This window comes from Dickeya ananatis, assembly GCF_019464615.1.
GTDB classification, from domain to species: domain Bacteria; phylum Pseudomonadota; class Gammaproteobacteria; order Enterobacterales; family Enterobacteriaceae; genus Dickeya; species Dickeya oryzae.
The window spans coordinates 2943204-2960139 of the sequence record NZ_CP040816.1 but is presented as its reverse complement, the minus strand read 5'-3'; the positions used below and the strand labels follow the sequence as shown (position 1 = coordinate 2960139).

General features: G+C 52.4%; 21 protein-coding genes and 1 riboswitch. Of the genes, 4 read left to right on the top strand and 17 right to left on the bottom strand.

Going from position 1 to position 16936, the window contains the following annotated elements; genetic code table 11:
* Window positions 1-93: 93 nt before the first annotated feature.
* From FGI04_RS13075 to FGI04_RS13060, 4 genes are all read right to left on the bottom strand, one after another.
* Window positions 94-282 (bottom strand): YpfN family protein, encoded by a 189-nt coding sequence (locus FGI04_RS13075; RefSeq protein WP_012883846.1) that lies wholly within the window; start codon window positions 280-282, stop codon window positions 94-96.
* Between the two features lie 141 nt (window positions 283-423).
* Entirely contained in the window at window positions 424-1107 is a 684-nt protein-coding gene (locus FGI04_RS13070) for a M15 family metallopeptidase (RefSeq protein WP_407273120.1), read from the bottom strand.
* Window positions 1104-2231, bottom strand: a complete 1128-nt coding sequence (gene dapE / locus FGI04_RS13065; RefSeq protein ID WP_342699494.1) for a succinyl-diaminopimelate desuccinylase — start codon at window positions 2229-2231, stop codon at window positions 1104-1106. Before dapE ends, FGI04_RS13070 begins: the two co-directional genes overlap by 4 nt.
* Window positions 2212-2595, bottom strand: a complete 384-nt coding sequence (locus FGI04_RS13060; RefSeq protein ID WP_342699495.1) for an ArsC family reductase — start codon at window positions 2593-2595, stop codon at window positions 2212-2214. Before FGI04_RS13060 ends, dapE begins: the two co-directional genes overlap by 20 nt.
* Window positions 2596-2824: 229 nt before the next feature.
* Between FGI04_RS13060 and ypfM the strand changes: the two genes are divergently transcribed.
* Together ypfM and cspE are read left to right on the top strand one after the other, a co-directional pair.
* A complete protein-coding gene (gene ypfM, locus FGI04_RS13055) occupies window positions 2825-2884 on the top strand; it encodes a protein YpfM (protein WP_146214195.1) in 60 nt (19 codons plus the stop codon).
* A 720-nt stretch (window positions 2885-3604) separates the two neighbouring features.
* Window positions 3605-3814, top strand: coding sequence for a transcription antiterminator/RNA stability regulator CspE (cspE, locus tag FGI04_RS13050; RefSeq protein ID WP_009113827.1), 210 nt, complete (start codon window positions 3605-3607; stop codon window positions 3812-3814).
* A gap of 63 nt (window positions 3815-3877) precedes the next feature.
* On the opposite strand, the gene crcB is transcribed toward cspE, so the two are convergent.
* Window positions 3878-4261 (bottom strand): fluoride efflux transporter CrcB, encoded by a 384-nt coding sequence (crcB, locus tag FGI04_RS13045; RefSeq protein ID WP_342699496.1) that lies wholly within the window; start codon window positions 4259-4261, stop codon window positions 3878-3880.
* 65 nt (window positions 4262-4326) lie between these two features.
* Window positions 4327-4388, bottom strand: a riboswitch (Fluoride riboswitch).
* A gap of 84 nt (window positions 4389-4472) precedes the next feature.
* Here crcB and FGI04_RS13040 point away from each other — a divergent pair.
* Window positions 4473-5261, top strand: coding sequence for a deaminated glutathione amidase (locus FGI04_RS13040; RefSeq protein WP_342699497.1), 789 nt, complete (start codon window positions 4473-4475; stop codon window positions 5259-5261).
* Window positions 5262-5422: 161 nt separating this feature from the next.
* Window positions 5423-5632 (top strand): twin-arginine translocase subunit TatE, encoded by a 210-nt coding sequence (gene tatE / locus FGI04_RS13035; RefSeq protein ID WP_012770646.1) that lies wholly within the window; start codon window positions 5423-5425, stop codon window positions 5630-5632.
* A 104-nt stretch (window positions 5633-5736) separates the two neighbouring features.
* Here tatE and lipA read toward each other — a convergent pair whose 3' ends face one another.
* The 12 genes from lipA to lptE form a co-directional block, all read right to left on the bottom strand.
* Window positions 5737-6702 carry a lipoyl synthase gene (gene lipA / locus FGI04_RS13030; protein WP_012883853.1) on the bottom strand — a complete coding sequence of 322 codons (966 nt, stop codon included), beginning with the start codon at window positions 6700-6702 and terminating at the stop codon, window positions 5737-5739.
* Window positions 6703-6892: 190 nt separating this feature from the next.
* Entirely contained in the window at window positions 6893-7603 is a 711-nt protein-coding gene (gene lipB / locus FGI04_RS13025) for a lipoyl(octanoyl) transferase LipB (RefSeq protein ID WP_407336839.1), read from the bottom strand.
* 110 nt (window positions 7604-7713) lie between these two features.
* Window positions 7714-7977: a DUF493 family protein YbeD gene (gene ybeD, locus FGI04_RS13020; RefSeq protein ID WP_012883855.1), complete on the bottom strand. Its 264-nt coding sequence runs from the start codon at window positions 7975-7977 to the stop codon at window positions 7714-7716.
* 135 nt (window positions 7978-8112) lie between these two features.
* Window positions 8113-9324 carry a D-alanyl-D-alanine carboxypeptidase DacA gene (dacA, locus tag FGI04_RS13015; RefSeq protein WP_342699499.1) on the bottom strand — a complete coding sequence of 404 codons (1212 nt, stop codon included), beginning with the start codon at window positions 9322-9324 and terminating at the stop codon, window positions 8113-8115.
* Between the two features lie 179 nt (window positions 9325-9503).
* On the bottom strand, window positions 9504-10652 hold the full coding sequence (gene rlpA, locus FGI04_RS13010) for an endolytic peptidoglycan transglycosylase RlpA (RefSeq protein ID WP_407336838.1): 1149 nt from the start codon (window positions 10650-10652) through the stop codon (window positions 9504-9506).
* A 9-nt stretch (window positions 10653-10661) separates the two neighbouring features.
* Window positions 10662-11774: a peptidoglycan glycosyltransferase MrdB gene (gene mrdB, locus FGI04_RS13005; protein WP_038903749.1), complete on the bottom strand. Its 1113-nt coding sequence runs from the start codon at window positions 11772-11774 to the stop codon at window positions 10662-10664.
* Window positions 11775-11781: 7 nt separating this feature from the next.
* Window positions 11782-13692 carry a peptidoglycan DD-transpeptidase MrdA gene (gene mrdA / locus FGI04_RS13000; RefSeq protein ID WP_342699501.1) on the bottom strand — a complete coding sequence of 637 codons (1911 nt, stop codon included), beginning with the start codon at window positions 13690-13692 and terminating at the stop codon, window positions 11782-11784.
* A gap of 36 nt (window positions 13693-13728) precedes the next feature.
* On the bottom strand, window positions 13729-14199 hold the full coding sequence (gene rlmH / locus FGI04_RS12995; RefSeq protein ID WP_012883860.1) for a 23S rRNA (pseudouridine(1915)-N(3))-methyltransferase RlmH: 471 nt from the start codon (window positions 14197-14199) through the stop codon (window positions 13729-13731).
* A gap of 1 nt (window position 14200) precedes the next feature.
* On the bottom strand, window positions 14201-14518 hold the full coding sequence (rsfS, locus tag FGI04_RS12990) for a ribosome silencing factor (protein ID WP_012883861.1): 318 nt from the start codon (window positions 14516-14518) through the stop codon (window positions 14201-14203).
* A gap of 169 nt (window positions 14519-14687) precedes the next feature.
* Window positions 14688-15362, bottom strand: coding sequence for a nicotinate-nucleotide adenylyltransferase (gene nadD / locus FGI04_RS12985; protein WP_407273124.1), 675 nt, complete (start codon window positions 15360-15362; stop codon window positions 14688-14690).
* Window positions 15352-16383 (bottom strand): DNA polymerase III subunit delta, encoded by a 1032-nt coding sequence (holA, locus tag FGI04_RS12980; RefSeq protein WP_342699503.1) that lies wholly within the window; start codon window positions 16381-16383, stop codon window positions 15352-15354. The genes nadD and holA overlap by 11 nt, the downstream gene beginning before the upstream one ends.
* Entirely contained in the window at window positions 16380-16934 is a 555-nt protein-coding gene (gene lptE / locus FGI04_RS12975) for an LPS assembly lipoprotein LptE (protein ID WP_407336837.1), read from the bottom strand. The genes holA and lptE overlap by 4 nt, the downstream gene beginning before the upstream one ends.
* Between the last annotated feature and the right edge of the window lie 2 nt (window positions 16935-16936).

The following is a 16936-nucleotide window of genomic DNA, read 5'->3' as shown; positions in this document are numbered from 1 at the left end:
CACGTATTTTAAGCGAGAATTGCGGCAGAAACCGCCCATCAATAAACAGGCCGGGCCACATAGTGACCCGGCCTTATCATGTTCATGTATGTTTCAGGGCTTTTTCTGTGGCCAGTCGTCTTCGTCGTCCCACTGTGCGTTGTTATCTCGGTGCGGCGGCAAAGGCGGTTTGTTATTCAAAAAGCGTTTATGGTCAAGGCGGCGTAGCTCTTTGATACCGTTGACCAGCATTCCCAATAGCACCAGCAGTATCACCCACCAGTAATCAGCCAGCCATCCCATGGTTGTTCCTCGTTATTTTAGCGAATCTTCTCGTATACGCCTTATTGTAGCTGGTAAGCCGCCATTATTTCAGGCTGTCGGTATACACAGACCTGCATGCAGCAGGTCAGCGGATACGCTGTTTATCAACCGATATATTGATCAACCGATATATTGTGTATCAACAGACAGTATAAAGCGCTGAAACAGGCTCGGTAGATTGGGTTCCAGCCACTCCCGTCCGGCAATGTCTTCGCCTTGCCAGGCGTGTAAAATGCATTCAGGCGTTAGCTGTGACTGAGCAACCTGAGCCAGCGGTGCGTAGCTGATATGCCAGGGTTCTATCGCGACCCCACCGTTATCCTGGGCGAATGGCCGGTAAAAACCGAAGCGGGCCATATGGCGGGTGAGCCAGTCGTTCAGACCGGAAAAATAGCCGCCTGACTGGTATTCCCAAGGTTCCAGTTGCAATTTCTGGCCAGCGGGTAATAGGTCTGGGTCGTAAACATCCAGATCACTGCCCCAATGATGACGGCTGCCACCTGGCAATGCAGACCAACGCAGAATAGCCTCACAACGCGCGCCTTCATCCAGTGTGAGTGCATCTATCGGCTGGCAGTGATGGTCCAGCAGCGGGCGCTGACCAGTAAACTTGCCATTCCAGATTTGGCGCTGGCGGCCAAAATCGCGAAATGTGCTGGCAGGCTGTAAATTGAATCCATCTTGTCGCGCCGCCTGCTGCATGGCAGTAAACGCCGCGACCGCTTCAGGCTGCAGACGATGTGAACCGCTCAACGTCACCAGATGGCGGTCGCTTTTGCCAGTCAGGCAGGCGGGGGACATCATGCGATCAATTGCTCCATAATACGTTGATACATGCGGCTGAGCAGTTGCAGATCGGCAGCGCTGACGCACTCGTTCACTTTATGGATGGTGGCGTTGACCGGCCCCAATTCGACAACCTGTGTACCCATACGGGCAATAAAGCGACCGTCTGACGTTCCGCCGGTAGTCAGGAGTTGCGGCGTGATTTCGCTGTAATGCTCCACTGCGTTGACGACGGCATCGACCAGTTCGCCGCGTCCGGTCAGGAATGGATGACCAGACAACTGCCATTCCAGTGTGTAATTAAGTTGGTGGCTGTCCAGTAGCGCCTTGACCTGCTCTTTAATCAGTTCATCGGTCAATTCAGTGCTAAAGCGGAAATTGAACTGGACGAACAGTTCGCCGGGGATAACATTATTGCTACCGGTACCGGCGTTGATATTGGCTATCTGCATGCTGGTGGGTGGGAAAAACTCATTGCCCTGATCCCAGACGGTCTCCACCAGTTCATTGAGCGCGGACATCGCCCGATGAACGGGGTTATCCGCCAGATGTGGGTAGGCAACGTGCCCCTGAACGCCATGAACCCGCAGATTGGCGGTGATGGAGCCACGTCGGCCATTTTTCACCACATCACCAACACGTTCGGTACTGGATGGCTCGCCGACCAGGCAATAGTCTAACCGTTCCTGACGTGCCATCAATGTTTCGACCACTTTGACGGTACCGTTAACGGCACTGGCTTCTTCGTCAGAGGTGATGAGAAACGCCAGGCGCCCCTGATGATTAGGATGCGCTGCGACAAACCGTTCTGCTGCCACAACCATGGCTGCCAACGAGCCTTTCATGTCTGCCGCACCGCGCCCAAACAACATGCCATCTCGAATGGTGGGTTCAAACGGCGGGGTCTGCCACTGGCTTTGGTTGCCAACCGGTACCACATCGGTGTGACCGGCAAATGCCAGTGTCTTTCCCTGGCCTCGCCAGGCCCAGAAGTTCTGGGTATCACCGAAGTCCATTGCTTCAATAACAAAGCCGATAGCTTTCAGACGCTCAATCATCAGTGCCTGACAGCCCGCGTCATCCGGGCTGAGGGATGGGCGTTTAATGAGTTGCTGGGCCAGTTCAATTACCGGGCAAGACATGTGCGGTATTCTCCGTAAAAAAGTGCTGATAGCTGTCGTCACTAAAACCAAGCAGGGTTTTCCCATCATCGGTTACCAGTAACGGGCGTTTTATCAACGCCGGTTGCTCCAGCATAACAGCTTTTGCCGCCACGTCGTTGTTGATGCTGTTGCGATAGGCTTCGTCCAGCTTACGCCAGGTGGTGCCGCGGGTGTTGAGCAACGGCTGCCAGCCGATGTCATCTATAAATGATTGCAGATGCTCTGCGGTTAATCCGTCTGCCCGGTAGTCGTGGAAGCGATAGTCGATACGATGCTCTTCCAGCCAGCGACGGGCCTTCTTTATGGTGTCGCAGTTCTTGATTCCATACAGGGTGATAGCCATATATTTAAAACTCGTTATTTTTCATGTTATAAGGCAAAAAAGCATACCGCATAACGATGAAATACGGCAGAGTATTAAAATTATCTTAAGAAATCATAGAGTTGGAATTAACGAAAAGTTGCGGAAATGCGAAAGAGAGCACATTTCTGCGCCCCAAAGTCTTTATCTTGGTCAAAAAAGAAGCGTATAATAATCCCGTAAGACCACAAAGCCTTAAGGAACTACCAACATGATCGAAATCGAACTCAACAACTGGAAAAGCTTCATCGATGCAATGCTGCGTAAGTAATTGCTGATGTATTTAGACTAGTACAATTTTATTTACTGTCATTAGTTACCAGGACCCATATTGAGTGTCACCAAAGCAGCAACCCACGGGTTGCTGCTTTTTTTATGTGACTGACAACGCTTTTAATGAACTGATTTATAAAAATTAATTTTCGCTTAAGGTGGTTATGTTATCCATAAACTCCCCCGTTTTACCCCATTTTTCTCTTTTCATTTTTGTGATCTATGTCGCTAATTTTCGCTCATGTTTTTCAAGTTTCTGCCGCGGGGGGAGAGGGGTAAATGAGGAAGCCTGAGTAAATAAAAGAGGCTATTATTTGCATTTGTCGTTACCCATGTCGGTGCGCCACGTCGATCGAGGATAAGGTGGTAAAGGCATGAGTTGGTAAAGGCATCCGTTGGCAAAGATAAATGGGGGCATGATGCCAGAGCAATAAATGTGATCCCCGGTTCAGGCCATCGGCATCTCAGTTTATCGCCCCGGAGTTTGGATGACCAAGGTGCTAATAAATGAGCTAATAAAAAGAGAGTGGTTACCCACGCATAAGATGCCAAATAATGCCGCTGCGACTGGTAAATCTGTGGGATGAATGGAGTCAGTTCGCTTTTTTATCATGTTTTATCACTTTTTGATGATGTTCGGCTGGACAAATGCGCCGCTACTTGCTGTACTGTATTTGACACAGATTTTGTGTCGTTCATTCATGTAAAGGTAAGTTTGATGTCTAAGATTAAAGGTAGCGTTAAGTGGTTTAATGAGTCCAAAGGATTCGGTTTCATTACTCCGGAAGATGGCAGCAAGGACGTATTCGTTCACTTTTCTGCTATCCAGAGCAACGGTTTCAAAACCCTGGCTGAAGGTCAGCGCGTAGAGTTTGAAATCACCAGCGGCGCTAAAGGACCTTCTGCTGCTAACGTTATCGCTATTTAATTATACCGATTTCCTGAAAAACCCGCCTGATGGCGGGTTTTTATTTTGTATTTTACTCTTCTCTTAATGGGTACTCAGCCAGCTCACCAACGCAAATGCCAGTGCTGTCATCATCAGTGAACCAAGCAAATTAAGCAGCAGATTGAACAACGCCGCTGTCCATTCACCGCTCTGCAGTAAGGTCACCATTTCGTAGGAAAAGGTAGAAAACGTTGTCAGACCACCGCAGAAACCGGTTGTGAGCAACAGTTTCCAGTGTGGCGGAAGGTCAGGCTGGCGGATGAAATAGCTCATGCAGGCACCGATAATGAAGGCTCCTGACAGGTTTGCCAGCAGTGTGCCCGCTGGAATCTGGGGAAACAGGCTGTTAAAACGTACACTCAATTGCCAGCGTGCGACGCTGCCCAATCCGCCGCCAAGAAAAATAGCAAGTAACGTACTGTACATAGTCACCTTTTCGTTCAGGGGTAAGTTAGACTACTCTCGAAAGGGCACGAGTGATGCCGATTGAGGGATGCGTAGACATCATCAGCCGGAAAGGCGGTTATGGAGGAATGTCATCTCCGTTACTGTCTGATAAAGTTTACCTATATGCCGATGTGTTTTGTAGCCGTGGTAGTTTTACCAAATGTATCCGCCGGTTATGAAGGAGCCTGATATGAAGGTGGCGCTTGGTCAATTTGCTGTTCAGCGTTTATGGCAGGACAATGCCCAGACCTGCATGACATTAATGGTACGGGCTGCATCTGTCGGTGCCGATCTGCTGGTGTTGCCGGAGGCTGTTCTGGCGCGTGATAACGCGGACCCGGAATGGGGCGTCGGGTGTGCCCAACCGATAACCGGCCCGTTTGTTAGCCAGTTGCTGGCGGCGAGTCAGTCACTGGATATCAGCGTTGTGTTTACCTTGCATACCCCGGCGGCAGAAGGGAAGGTGCATAACACATTGCTGGTTATACGACGGGGAGAAGTCCTGGCTCATTACCATAAATTGCATTTGTACGATGCTTTCTCGGTACAGGAGTCCCGCCGGGTGACGCCGGGCAGTGCGTTGCCTCCGGTGGTGGAGATTGCGGGAATGCGGGTCGGGTTGATGGTGTGCTATGACATTCGTTTTGCCGAGATGGCGCGTCAGTTGGCGATCAGCGGCGCTGATGTTCTGGTCGTCCCAGCGGCCTGGGTGAAAGGGCCGCACAAAGAAGCACACTGGGAGTTACTGGCGCGAACCCGAGCGCTGGAAAACACCTGTTATCTGGTCGCGACCGGAGAGTGTGGTGACAGGAATATCGGCAATAGCATGGTGATAGACCCTATGGGGGTAGTGATTGCTCAGGCTGCTGAGCAACCGGAATTGTTGCTGGCGGAGTTGAACCTGGAGCGAATTCAAACCGTTCGTCGCCAGTTACCTGTGCTACATCACAATCGCTTTAAGCCACCTGTATTACGATAAGGGTAAGGCTATTTTGGTCGGGTAAAAACATCGGGTAATGCGTTGCGTCTTACTTTGTTACAGATAGGCATTGCCTTATCCGGTATATCGATTTAAAAAGAGCATTATTAATGCATTAAAGCGCGCTGGCTTTTCCAGCTCACATTATCAGGTAGGTATGTATGGAAGGTATCAGTATTGCCAAACTTTTAGTGATTGGCGCCTTGATTGTTCTGCTGTTTGGCACCAATAAATTGCGCAGTCTGGGCGGCGATCTGGGCGCGGCTATCAAAGGCTTCAAAAAAGCCATGAATGATGATCAGCCAGCGGCGAAATCTTCCGCTCAGGACGAACATCCTGCAGCTATCAGCGAAACGCGCCCGAAAGAATAAGCGCATCTGCTGACAGTATTGAAACGAAAAAGCGGAGGGGGGCACCCATCCGCTTTTTGTGTTGCTCGTGTTTTTAGTAAGGGGATGTTGCAGATAATAACCTGTTATTTCACTTCAATCCCTTTAGCCTGCAGATCTGCATGGTAGGAAGAGCGGACAAACGGACCACAGGCGGCATGGGTAAAGCCCATTGCCAGCGCTTCCGCTTTCATTTCTTCGAATTCTTCCGGCGGTACATAACGTTGTACCGGCAGGTGATGACGGCTGGGCTGCAGGTATTGTCCCAACGTCAGCATGGTCACACCGTGCCGACGCAAATCGCGCATCACATCCAGAATTTCGTCATTGGTTTCACCCAGCCCCACCATCAGACCGGACTTGGTCGGAATGGTCGGGTGCGACGCTTTGAATTTCTCCAGCAATTTTAGCGACCATTCATAATCGGCACCTGGACGAACCTGACGATAAAGACGCGGCACGTTTTCCAGATTATGGTTGAACACGTCTGGCGGAGTGGCGGTTAAAATATCCAGTGCGCGGTCCATACGGCCGCGAAAATCCGGCACCAGTGTTTCGATTCTGATGGTTGGGTTTTTGCGGCGTATCGCACTGATACAGTCGGCAAAGTGCTGTGCGCCGCCATCGCGCAGGTCATCACGGTCAACCGATGTGATGACCACATAACGTAACCCCATATCATGGATAGTTTGCGCCAGTTTTTCCGGTTCGTTGGCATCGGGCGTCAGCGGGCGGCCGTGGGCAACATCACAGAATGGGCAACGGCGGGTACAGATAGCACCAAGGATCATGAACGTGGCGGTACCGTGATTAAAACACTCTGCCAGGTTAGGGCAGGAGGCTTCTTCGCAAACCGAGTGCAGACCATTGCGGCGCATGGCGTCCTTGATGCCCTGAATCCGGCTGGAGTCCGCAGGTAATTTTATCTTCATCCATTCTGGTTTGCGGAGCATTTCCTGACGCTCGGTAGCGACGGTACGTACCGGGATCAGGGCCATTTTGTCTGCATCGCGGTATTTGACGCCACGTTCGATCTGAATCGGTTTACTCATGGTTGCGTAATTTCCAGTTCTGAATCGCTGTTATGAATTTATCTAAAATTCATTGGATTACGTGAGTGATTAAACTTTTTTTTAAAAAACTCACAAAATTATATCATCTTTGTCTTCTGACGAGCAGCCATAGAACAACAAAATGCAGAAACAATGTAAATAAACTGTAACTGAATGGTTTTAGGCGACGTCATCCGACATGCAGCGGGTGCGGTTCTCCCTGCTGTGACCAGTCCCAGTCCAGCCATTCCTGCTGTTGGTAGTCCAACTGTGCCATAAACGCGTTCACCATGACTGGAGCGGTGTTGGCTACCGTTGTACCAGGAACCAGTTCACTGAGCTGGGTCATGCTCATACCGGCATAGCCGCAAGGGTTGATGCGCAGGAAAGGGGATAGGTCCATCGCGATATTTAGCGCCAGACCATGAAACGAGCAGCCGTGTCGGATACGCAATCCCAGCGAGCAAATTTTACGCTCGCCGACATAGACGCCGGGAGCATCCGGGCGGGCATGCGCTTCAACAGCATAATGCGCCAGCGTGTTGATGACGGTATTTTCGATAGCGGTCACTAACTGGCGTACGCCCACTTTACGTCTTTTGATATCAATCAGCACATACATCACTTGCTGACCGGGACCGTGATAGGTGACCTGACCACCGCGATCGCTTTGAATCACCGGAATATCACCAGGCATCAGGACGTGTTCCGCTTTGCCTGCCTGGCCCTGGGTAAAAACGGCTAGATGCTGCACCAGCCATAACTCGTCGGCGCTGTTGCTATCCCGCTGCTCAGTAAAGGTATGCATGGCCTGCGATACCGGTTCATAAGGCTGTATGCCTAATTGACGCACTATGATCGTATTGCGTGCTGTGGGCGTATCCTGTTGCAAGAGTGTCATCGTCGGGTAAAGAAGAGATGAGCGCAATTATAGCGAGGGGAGACTGGAGCGAATAGCGGTTTCCTCGCTTGTCTCCGGATTAGGGAGACAAGGCCGGGGAATCGGGCTGGTTAGAGCACGACACGCACAATATCGATGTTACCCAGTTCTTCATAGAGCGTTTCAACCTGCTCAATATGGGTCGCGGTGATGGTAATCGATACGGAGTGGTAATTGCCTTTGGTACTGGGCTTGACCTGTGGGGTGTAGTCACCGGGAGCATGGCGCTGAACCACTTCCACAACCAGATCCACCAGCTCCGGTTTTGCCAACCCCATGACCTTGTAGGTAAATGAACATGGAAATTCAAGCAGTTCGTTGAGTTTGGTTTTCATGGTGACTCCAGAGTTATTCATTAGTACAAAAATTACCACTCCCGCCGAAGCGGGAGTGTATTAAGTATGACCGAAAGCGGGCTGTCTATCCTTAAGTGAGCAACATAAGGGCGGTTACTCAGGATTCAAGGGGGATCAACTAAACCAACGGTGGAACATCAGTTTGATGTAATCAAACAGACGACCGAAAATACCGCCTTCTTTGACTTCGTTCATGACGACCAGCGGGCGCTGATCAATGACTTTGCCATCGAGCTGGAAGTTGATAGTCCCCACCACCTGGTTTTTAGCCAGTGGCGCATGCAATTCTGAATTGGTCAGCACGTAGCTGGCTTTCAGGTCTTTCATGCGTCCACGCGGGATGGTGATATAAACGTCTTTATCCACACCCAATGATACGCGGTCGCTATTACCGAACCATACCGGCTCAGACGCGAACTCTTTACCGGTTTTCAGCGGTGCTACGGTTTCAAAGAAACGGAAACCCCAGGTGAGCAATTTCTTGCTTTCTGTTTCGCGGCCTTTGAACGTCCGTCCGCCCATAACCGCGGAAATCAGGCGCATCTGCCCTTCGGTCGCTGAGGCGACCAGGTTATATCCCGCTGATGCGGTATGGCCAGTTTTGATGCCATCCACGGCCAGGCTGCTATCCCACAACAGACCATTGCGGTTCAACTGGCGAATGTTGTTAAAGGTAAATTCTTTTTCTTTATAGGTCGCGTATTCATCCGGTACATCACGGATCAATGCCTGACCAATCAGCGCCATATCGCGGGCTGAACTGTACTGGCCTTCCGCATCCAGGCCGTGAACAGTTTTGAAGTTGGTATTCTGTAAGCCCAACGCCTTGACGTAACCATTCATCAGGTTGACAAACGCATCCTGGCTGCCTGCTACGTAATCCGCCATTGCCACACAAGCATCGTTGCCGGATTGCAGAATGATCCCTTTATTCAGCAGGTAGACCGGTACACGGTCACCCGGTTTGAGGAACATCAGTGATGAACCCTGAAAATCGGGGTTACCGGTCGCCCAGGCGTCTTTACCGATCGTCACGACGTCGTTCGGCGTAATTTTCCCGGCTTTGATCGCCTGCCCGATAACATAACTGGTCATCATCTTGGTCAGACTGGCCGGATTGCGGCGGGTGTCGGCGTTCTTTTCCGCCAGGACTTTACCCGAGTTGTAATCAATCAGGATGTACGCTTCGGCATCAATATCCGGGACGGCAGGAATCATGGTTTTCAGATTAATGTCGTCTGCGTAGGCGAAAGTGGATGCACTGATGGCGAGCAACGTGCCGAGCGCAATACGTTTGGTAAAACAAGACGTGATTACTGTTTTCATGATTGGAACAACAACATCCGTGGGTATAAGTTAAAAAACGAGCCACACTATAGCAGATGAAAATCGGGGCGGCACCAGACAATACGTTACGTGATTTTGCTGATCGCTATAGGTGGTATTGTTATCGCTTGTGTCGATAAAGAAAGAGGGGATTAACCCCTCTTTCGGGAGTCAATGCGTTACTGCACGCCAGATACCGTCGTGATAAATGACGGTTGCTGCGCTTCACTGGACAGGCGCTGCTGTAGGTCAACGGCCTGTTGGCGGTTCTGGAATGGGCCTAACTGGATGCGATACAAGCCGTTACTCAGTGTCACCTTGCCGGGCACGCGGAAACGGTCGTTCAGGCTTTTCAGCCAGGTTTGCGCCCGTTGCTGATCGCTCAGCGCCCCGACCTGCACCACAATATTACCCGAGCCTGCGGGCACGCTTGCCGATGGTGATGCAAGGGATGACGTGGCGACAGAGGCTGCGCCGACTGCTGGTGTTGAGCGAACCGGTGCCGCGGCGGGAGTCGTTTCTGAACCTTCCAGTACACCGCTGGGCAGTGGTTTAGGCGCGCCGAGGAAACCGCCCCCGGTTGCGGTAGTGGTATGAGGGGCTGACGCATCCGCAGCGCCAGTCATACCTGCGTTACTGGTAGCAGGTACCAGCGTCGCATTGCTGATGGGCCGTACGGCAGCGGCAGGCTGTGGCGCGCTTTCCATCATGGGGGTTCCCATACCGCTTGAGCCTAGTGTCGGGCGTGCAGGTAAGGCAAAACTCTGTTTCGCGACGCGTGTACCGATGGTTCCCGGGCCGGAGAGTGTACCGTCCGGTGCTACGCTGATGAAGTCTACCTTCACCTTGGTATTATTGGACAGGTTAAGACGGTCGGCCGCCCCTTTGGTCAGGTCGATGATTCTGCCCGGCGTATAAGGCCCGCGATCGTTGATGCGCACGACCAGACGACGGCCGTTGCTGAGGTTGGTCACGCGTACATAACTGGGAATAGGCAACGTTGGATGTGCCGCCGCCATCGCATTAGCATCGAATTCTTCACCGGTCGCGGTGCGGTTACCGACAGATTCCCTGTCGTGCCAGGCCGCAAACCCGCTTTCACTGAAGTTTTCCGGGTTTTTGACAATACGGTATGTTTTACCATTCATGCTGTAATCTTGCATGTTGGCAGGGTTATACGGCTCGTAGCGCGGTTCGACACCGCCGATTTCTTCTACCGGGCCGTTGTATGCCGAGGCCTGCGGTGAGGGAGACTGCGGCTGTTCCGTGACGCTACAGCCTGCCAGAGCCAGGCTGAGCGCGCCAATCCAAACCCAATCCTTACGCATTGCTTACCCCTATAAATTCTTGGATAACATTTTGCGGTGAGTGTGTATCGACATGACGATACCGAATCCCGCCATCAAGACGACCAGCGCCGAACCGCCATAACTGACCAACGGCAGCGGCACACCAACCACCGGCAGAATACCACTCACCATGCCGATATTAACAAATACATACACGAAAAAGATAAGCATCAGCCCGCCGACCATCACCCGGCCGAAGGAGGTCTGCGCATTGGCGGCGATCACCAGACCACGCATGATCAGGAACAGATAAAGTGCCAGCAGAATCAGCACGCCGATCAAACCGAGCTCTTCTGCCAGTACGGCGAAAATGAAGTCGGTGTGACGTTCTGGCAGGAACTCTAACTGGGATTGGGTGCCCTGTAACCAGCCTTTGCCGCTCAAGCCACCGGAGCCTATTGCGATTTTCGACTGAATAATATGGTAGCCAGCACCCAGAGGATCGGTTTCCGGGTCAAGTAGCATCATGATTCGGTCGCGCTGATAATCATGCATCAGGAAAAACCAGAGCACGGGGATGAACGCGGCCAGCAAAATGGCCGCAACTGCAATCAGCCGCCAGCTCATGCCCGCGAGAAACAGCACGAACAGACCCGATGCGCAAATCAGGATAGCGGTACCCAAGTCTGGCTGGGCAGCGACCAGCAGAGTCGGGACGAAGGTTAACGCCAGCGCGATAGCGGTGTTTTTTAGTGAAGGCGGACACATATCACGGTTGATATAGCGAGCGACCATCAGTGGTACCGCAATTTTAGCGATTTCTGACGGCTGAAAGCGCACCACACCGAGGTCGAGCCAGCGTTGCGCGCCCTTACTGATTTGGCCGAATACATCCACCAGCACCAGCAGAATAAAGCAAAAAATATACAGATAAGGTGCCCAGCTTTCATACACCCGTGGCGGAATCTGTGCCATGCCAATCATGACGACCAGCCCCAACACGCATTGGGCAACTTTGCGTTCCATCATTCCTGGGTCTTGCCCGCTGGCGCTCCACATGACGAACAGGCTATAGCCCAGTAACGCCATTACACACAGAAGGAAAGGCAGGTCAATGTGCAGTTTGGTCCAGATTGAGCCTTTTTGTTGACTGTCTGTCATGGTGTCTCTACTCGGTTTCACTGCCCGGCGGCGACGGCGGCGCGTCCGGCAGGCTGGTATTGTTGTCGCCCAACATAATATGGTCGAGGATCTGACGCACAATGGTCCCGACGGCGGGGCCGGCACCGCCGTTTTCCAGAATGATGGACATAGCGACTTTCGGGTTGTTGTAAGGGGCGAAGGCAATCATCAGCTTATGGTCACGTAGTCGCTCGGCAATCCGGTTGGCATTATAGGTTTCGTTTTCCTTCAGGCCGAATACCTGTGCCGTCCCTGACTTGACCGCAATTTTATACGGCGCGTCGGCAAAGTATTTATGCGCGGTACCATTTGGGCGGTTAGCCACGCCATACATACCGTCTTTGACGATTTCCCAATAACCGGAACGAATGTCACCAATCTGCTGGTGCTGTGGTTGACGGAATGGCACCTTCGTGTTGTTTTCCATCGTACTGCCAAGCAGGTGCGGTACTTGTACCTGACCGTCATTAATCAGCGTCGTCAGCGCTTTCAGCATTTGAATCGGCGTAGCGGTCCAGTAACCCTGACCGATACCAACGGGGATAGTATCCCCCTGATACCACGGTTTCTTATAACGCTTCATTTTCCATTCACGCGTCGGCATGATGCCCGGACTTTCTTCTTTGTCGGACAAATCGATCCCTGTACGCTGACCGTAACCGAATTTCGTCATCCATTCGGACAGACGATCGATCCCCATATCGTAAGCCACCTGATAGAAGAAGGTATCCGCAGATTCTTCAATGGCTTTGGTCAGGTTAAGACGACCATGCCCCCATTTTTTCCAGTCGCGGAAGCGTTTTTCTGAACCGGGCAACTGCCACCAGCCCGGGTCGAATAGCGATGTATAGGGGGTAATCACATTGGCACTCAGCGCCGAAACCGCGATATAGGGTTTGACGGTGGAAGCTGGTGGGTAGACCCCTTGCGTCGCGCGGTTGATCAACGGGCGGTTTGGATCGTTCAGCAAGGCGTGATAGGTCTTACTGGAAATACCGTCTACGAACAGATTCGGGTCATAGCTGGGGGTGGACACCATCGCTAGAATAGACGCGTCTTTCGGATCGGTGACCACCACGGCGGCACGACTGCCTTCCAGCAATTTTTCGATATAAAGCTGAAGGTTGAGATCCAGTGTCAGGTAGATATCTTTACCCGCTTGCGGAGGTTGTTCGTGCAACTGGCGGATGACGCGACCGCGGTTATTGACTTCCACTTCCTCGTAACCCGGTTTGCCGTGCAGCACATCTTCGTAATAACGCTCAATGCCGAGTTTGCCGATATCGTGCGTAGCGGCATAGTCCGCAAGCCTGCCTTCCTGGTCCAGCCGTTCCAGATCTTTATCGTTGATTTTGGAAACGTAGCCGATGACATGGGTGAGTGCGGAACCGTAAGGGTAGTAGCGGCGTTGGTAGCCTTTGACTTCTACACCGGGAAAACGGTACTGGTTGACCGCGAAGCTCGCGACCTGCACTTCATTTAGTCCGGTTTTGACGGGAATGGAGGTGAAGCGGCGTGAGCGCTTGCGCTCTTTTCTGAAGTTATCAATGTCTTCATCGGTCAGGTCAACAATGGGCTTGAGCGCCTGTAACGTCTCTTCCAGGTTGTTAACTTTTTCGGGAATCAGCTCTAACTGGTAAATGGTACGGTTGAGCGCCAGTGGCGTACCGTTACGGTCGTAAATGATGCCACGGCTGGGGGCGATCGGTACCAGCTTGATACGGTTTTCATTTGAACGGGTACGGTAATCGTCAAAACGTACAATCTGCAGATGGTATAGGTTGGCGACCAGAATACCGCTTAGCAGCAAAATGCCCAAGAATGCGACCAGCGCCCGGCGTACAAACAAGGCCGCCTCAGCCGTATAGTCACGAAAGGGTTTACGTTCTATATTCATCCAGCGATTGCTACTTCACAGGGTTCATCATTCGCCTTACTCCCGATGGTAAGGATGATTGGTGGTAATGCTCCAGGCCCGGTACAGACTTTCCGCTACCAGCACACGTACCAGCGGATGAGGCAGCGTCAGCGGTGACAGTGACCAGCTTTGCTCCGCCGCGGCTTTGCATTGTGGTGCTAACCCTTCCGGGCCGCCGATCAGCAGGCTGATATCGCGTCCGTCTTGTTTCCAGCGTTCCAGTTGTTGCGCCAACTGCGGCGTTTCCCAGCGCGAGCCGGGAATATCCAGCGTGACGATGCGGTTGCCTTTCCCTACAGCCGCTAGCATCAACTCACCTTCCCGCTCCAGAATCCGCTTGATATCCGCGTTTTTGCCACGCTTGCCCGCCGGGATTTCCACCAGCTCAAACGGCATATCTTTGGGAAATCGGCGAAGATAATCGGTAAAACCTGTCTGCACCCAGTCGGGCATCTTGGTGCCGACGGCGACCAGTTGCAGCTTCATATCAGCCCCAGAGCTTTTCCAGTTCGTACAGGTGACGGCTTTCTTCCTGCATCACATGAACGATCACATCACCGAGGTCGACCACGACCCAATCGGCATCATTTTCCCCTTCGACGCCTAACGGCATCAGTCCGGCAGCGCGGGATTCCTGTACAACGTGATCGGCGATAGAGCTGACATGGCGGCTGGATGTTCCGGTGCAAATCACCATGTAGTCAGTGATGCTGGATTTCCCTTTTACATTGAGCGCCACGATATCCTGACCTTTCAAATCGTCCAGTTTATCAATAACGAAATCTTGGAGTGCTTGGCCTTGCAAAGGTTCCCCCTTCGATAAGTGGTTAATCAGCCGGTTATGCCGGCCAGGCGGTATTCGCGGATAACAGCCGTTTCACCGAAGCCAGAGGGCCACGGCAGGAGGTTTTCCTGTGGCTGAAACCAGCGGCGGAGTATATCACGGCCTTATAATGAGTGGTATCGACGTGTGGCTATCGATAGAGTCCGTGTGTGTCAATATACTTCAGCACACTCTCGGGCAGCAGGTCATGGCAATCGAGGCTGTTTTGTCGACGCTGACGGATTTCTGTCGCTGAAATTGAGAGCAACGGCGTGTGGGCAAGATAAATCAACCCATGGCTTTGACGGTGTAATTGTGTGGCATCCTGGGTTTGATGCCGTGTCAACCAGGCTTCCAGTTCGTCGGTATCCAACTGCTGTCGATAACCGGGGCGGGCGCACACCAGCAGATGACAGTAATCCAAAATTTCCTGCCAGCGGTGCCAGTGATGCAGCGTCAGCAGTGAGTCTTGCCCAATAATGAATGCCAGTGGTGTACTGGCGCCTTTCTCCGCACGCAACGCTTCCAGTGTGTCAATCGTATAAGACGGCGTGGCGCGTTGTAACTCACGAGAGTCTACGCAAAATAGCGGATTACCCTGTATTGCCAGTTCTGCCATGGTCTTGCGCTGACTGGCGCTGGCTTCTGGCTGCTCGCGGTGCGGCGGCACATTATTGGGTAACAGAATGATGCGCTGAAGGCCGATTTCCTGCGCCAGTGCGGTAACCGGGCGCAGATGTCCGTAGTGAATCGGATCAAACGTACCGCCAAAATAGGCAGTCAGGGTAGGGGGAGTGGGGGATATCGGCAAATCGCTATACCTCAAGCAGGCTGTCAGGCAGTGCCTTACCACACAGAATCATCGACAACGTTTCCAGTTCGTCCCAGACTGGCTGTCCATAATTCTGTTTCAGGGTGATCTCCAGCCGGCTTAGCAGGGTGATCGCCTGTTGTAATTGGGTCAACGACAGACGTTGCAATGCCTGCGTCAGCAGTGGCCGACGGTTTTGCCAGACTTTGTGCTGGTCAAGCAGCGTACGCAGCGGCGTATTTGTCATGCGCCGTTTTAACTGTAGCAGCAACAACAATTCCCGTTGCACTGTGCGTAACAGAATGACCGGTTCACAATCTTCCAATCGTAGTTGCTGAAGAATGTGCCATGCCCGTTTGCTTTTGCCGCCGAGCAAGGCATCCAGCCAATGGAATGGCGTAAAGTGAGCGGCGTCGTTGACGGCCTGCTCCACCCGGGGCAGCGTCAACTTGCCATCGGGGTACAGCAGCGAGAGTCGCTCCAGTGCCTGTACCAACGCCAGCATATTCCCTTCATAGCAATAGCAAATCAGTTGGCTGGCGGCATCATCCAGCTCCAGCTTCATATTTCTGGCTCGCTGGGCTACCCAGCGGGGAAGCTGTTCCTGTTCGGGCGTCATACAGGGAACATATACCCCCTGTTGGGATAACGCTTTGAACCAGGCGCTGTTTTCTTGTGCTTTGGTCAGTTTATTTCCTCTGACCATCAACAGAATATCGGGATGCAGCAGCGTGGCGAGTTTAACCAGTTGCTCACTGGCGGGGGCTCCCGGACCGGCATCCGGCAAAATCAGCAACAGGGTCTGACGGGATGCAAACAGGCTGAGTGCCTGGCAAGTGGAAAAGATGGCATCCCAGTCGGTGTTGTTATCGAGCGTGAAACTAAAATGCTCCAGAAAATCCTGCTGACGGGCGACAGCACGAATCTGGTCCTGACTTTCCTGCAGCAATAAGGGTTCATTACCAAACAACAAATAACAGCCGCGCAGCCCCTCATGGAGCTGCGCGGTCAGTTGTTCGGGGTAGAGACGAATCATGGGTGTGCCGGAGTGACCGCGTTAGTCGCTGTTTTCTTGGCGCTTTTCATGTTCTGGTTCCCCTTGACGGTCAGCAGCTTGCGTACCAGTTGCTGAGCGGCCTGTTGACGCATTTCCTGTATGATAATGTCCTGCTCAGCGTCTTTAGCCAGTGCGGCCAGCGGGTTGTCAAAGAAAGAGCGGAAAACCGTTACGCTGAGAGGATAAATATCATCCCCTGGGATCAGGACCTGGGCTTTCAGCACCAGAACAAACTGGTATTCCGCTGTTTTCCCATCCTGGAAAATGGACACCGTGTTGTGTGACAGGGTTTCCCCCATATAACGCAGTGATGGAATATCTTTGCGATTGGTATCTTCCGTTACCTGAATATCGTTAAGGCGCAGTTGTTCACGAATAGCCCGGGTCGTTGGGCCATAAGGGTCGCCGCTGTCTAGTATCAGATTATGCAATTGCGCCGGTATTTGGGTGGTGCCGCGCAGATGAAAGCCGCAGCCGGCGGTCATTAAGACCACCAGCCCCAGCACTAGCGTTAAAAACGGGTGTCGCACAG

What these genes read in the sequence shown, in the direction of transcription:
- FGI04_RS13075 (WP_012883846.1), bottom strand. Translation starts at nt 282, where the DNA reads ATGGGATGGCTGGCTGATTACTGGTGGGTGATACTGCTGGTGCTATTG.
- FGI04_RS13070 (WP_407273120.1), bottom strand. Translation starts at nt 1,107, where the DNA reads ATGATGTCCCCCGCCTGCCTGACTGGCAAAAGCGACCGCCATCTGGTG.
- dapE (WP_342699494.1), bottom strand. Translation starts at nt 2,231, where the DNA reads ATGTCTTGCCCGGTAATTGAACTGGCCCAGCAACTCATTAAACGCCCA.
- FGI04_RS13060 (WP_342699495.1), bottom strand. Translation starts at nt 2,595, where the DNA reads ATGGCTATCACCCTGTATGGAATCAAGAACTGCGACACCATAAAGAAG.
- cspE (WP_009113827.1), top strand. Translation starts at nt 3,605, where the DNA reads ATGTCTAAGATTAAAGGTAGCGTTAAGTGGTTTAATGAGTCCAAAGGA.
- crcB (WP_342699496.1), bottom strand. Translation starts at nt 4,261, where the DNA reads ATGTACAGTACGTTACTTGCTATTTTTCTTGGCGGCGGATTGGGCAGC.
- FGI04_RS13040 (WP_342699497.1), top strand. Translation starts at nt 4,473, where the DNA reads ATGAAGGTGGCGCTTGGTCAATTTGCTGTTCAGCGTTTATGGCAGGAC.
- tatE (WP_012770646.1), top strand. Translation starts at nt 5,423, where the DNA reads ATGGAAGGTATCAGTATTGCCAAACTTTTAGTGATTGGCGCCTTGATT.
- lipA (WP_012883853.1), bottom strand. Translation starts at nt 6,702, where the DNA reads ATGAGTAAACCGATTCAGATCGAACGTGGCGTCAAATACCGCGATGCA.
- lipB (WP_407336839.1), bottom strand. Translation starts at nt 7,603, where the DNA reads ATGACACTCTTGCAACAGGATACGCCCACAGCACGCAATACGATCATA.
- ybeD (WP_012883855.1), bottom strand. Translation starts at nt 7,977, where the DNA reads ATGAAAACCAAACTCAACGAACTGCTTGAATTTCCATGTTCATTTACC.
- dacA (WP_342699499.1), bottom strand. Translation starts at nt 9,324, where the DNA reads ATGAAAACAGTAATCACGTCTTGTTTTACCAAACGTATTGCGCTCGGC.
- rlpA (WP_407336838.1), bottom strand. Translation starts at nt 10,652, where the DNA reads ATGCGTAAGGATTGGGTTTGGATTGGCGCGCTCAGCCTGGCTCTGGCA.
- mrdB (WP_038903749.1), bottom strand. Translation starts at nt 11,774, where the DNA reads ATGACAGACAGTCAACAAAAAGGCTCAATCTGGACCAAACTGCACATT.
- mrdA (WP_342699501.1), bottom strand. Translation starts at nt 13,692, where the DNA reads ATGAATATAGAACGTAAACCCTTTCGTGACTATACGGCTGAGGCGGCC.
- rlmH (WP_012883860.1), bottom strand. Translation starts at nt 14,199, where the DNA reads ATGAAGCTGCAACTGGTCGCCGTCGGCACCAAGATGCCCGACTGGGTG.
- holA (WP_342699503.1), bottom strand. Translation starts at nt 16,383, where the DNA reads ATGATTCGTCTCTACCCCGAACAACTGACCGCGCAGCTCCATGAGGGG.